Genomic DNA, 1,527 nt, shown 5'->3' with positions numbered 1-1,527 from the left:
AGCCGGCCGGGCGGCGGCGGCGCAGGGCCAGGCCGACCCCGGTCAGGGCGGTCGCCCCGAGTGCCGCGGCGGCGGTGACGGCCGCCACCGGCAGGCCGTCGTGGGGCTGCGGAGCGGCGGCGGTCCGCCCCGCGGTGGTGGTCCCCGCGGCGGTCGAGCCGGTCGGGGCGGTGGCCGAGAAGCCGCCGCCGAGGCCGGCCCGGTCATAGGCCGAGCCGGGCAGCTTGTCCCCGTACCGCTGGTGCACCAGCCGCTGGTAGGCCGCCAGGCCCACCCCGCCGGTGCCCACCGAGCTGCGCGCCTCGGCGTCCAGCGGCAGCACCCGGCCGCCGCGCAGCACGTACCAGGCGTTGATCTGCGGCTCGCGGAAGACGGTTCCGCCGCCGCCCGCCGCGCCCGCGGCCGCGTAGTCGGTCTCGTCGCTGCCGGAGGCGATGTTCACCACCTTCCAGCTGCCGTTCTGCTGCACGGCCCAGACCGAGGCGGTCCGCCCGTCGGCGGCCTGGGCCTCGGTGGCGGTGAAGTCCACCCGGGCCACCGGCGCGCCCGCGGTACCCGCCACGAAGCCGGGGTCCAGGGTGTAGACCGGCACGGTCGCGCCGATCAGCCGCGGTGCCGGCCGGGCGGCCGGGTCGGCTTGAGGGGCCTGGGCGGCTTGGGGGGCCGGTGCGGCTTGGGCGGCCGCACCGGCCGGCAGCGGCTGGGTCGGCGGGACCCCGCCGCGGGCGAAGAACGCCCCCAGCTCGGCCTGGACCGCGGGCGCCTGCACCGCGGCGCGGGCCGCGCCCAGGTCGGACTGCGGCAGCACTGCGGGAGCCGGCACGGCCGCGGGGGCCGGTGCGTCCGCTTGGGCGAGCGGGGCCGCGGCCAGCAGGGCGGCGGCCCCGAGCAGGGCGGCGGCGGCCGCCCGGGAGTTGCTCCGACGGATCGTCATGACGGCCTCCTCACGCGCCGATCTGGTAGAGGGAGTGGGTCCAGGAGAACGAGTCGTTGCTCACGTAGTAGCCGTAGTCGGCCCAGTTGTAGCGGTAGTCCGAGGGCCACGGGTCGCCCCAGTAGACGAAGTTGTCGCTGGTGTCGTACCCGTACAGCACCTCCATGTGCCCGCCGCCCGAGGACCACTGGATCCGGGTCTCCACCGGACGGTTGTTGTCGATCTCGTTCTGCACGGTGCTGTAGTAGAGGTACCCGGAGACGTAGTCGCCCGGGTTGATGCCGATCCAGCTCAGCGCGTTCTGCACGTCGTCCAGCGCCGCCTGGCTGTTGGGGCAGGAGGAGTCGATGGCGCGGCCGAACGCGGCGTTGCAGAACTGGTTCTGGCTGTAGGAGTAGCCGAACCAGGCGGCGATGGTGTCGCCGCTGGCGGCCCAGCACCAGTTGGAGTCCTGCTGTTGCTGCATGCTGATGTTGAGGGTCTTCGAACCGCCGGCGGCGGCGGTCTCGGTGCCGGCGGCGAAGGCCGGGCGGGCCTGGGCGAGCCGGGCGGCGGGCGCGGACGCCGGCGCGGGGGTGCGGGTGGCGGCGCCG

The 1,527-nt window shown here is 76.0% G+C and carries 2 protein-coding genes; both read right to left on the bottom strand.

Annotation, left to right across the window (positions count from 1 at the left end; genetic code table 11):
* On the bottom strand, positions 1 to 934 hold a 934-nt coding region (locus ACQRUO_RS39385), incomplete at its 3' end, for a hypothetical protein (RefSeq protein ID WP_428320995.1).
* Between the two features lie 10 nt (positions 935 to 944).
* Positions 945 to 1,527 (bottom strand): papain-like cysteine protease family protein (locus ACQRUO_RS39380; RefSeq protein WP_428320994.1); only part of this gene is annotated, 583 nt, incomplete at its 5' end.

The organism is Kitasatospora sp. LaBMicrA B282 (assembly GCF_050325825.1).
Lineage (GTDB): Bacteria > Actinomycetota > Actinomycetes > Streptomycetales > Streptomycetaceae > Kitasatospora.
This window is presented reverse-complemented; position numbering and strand designations above follow the sequence as displayed.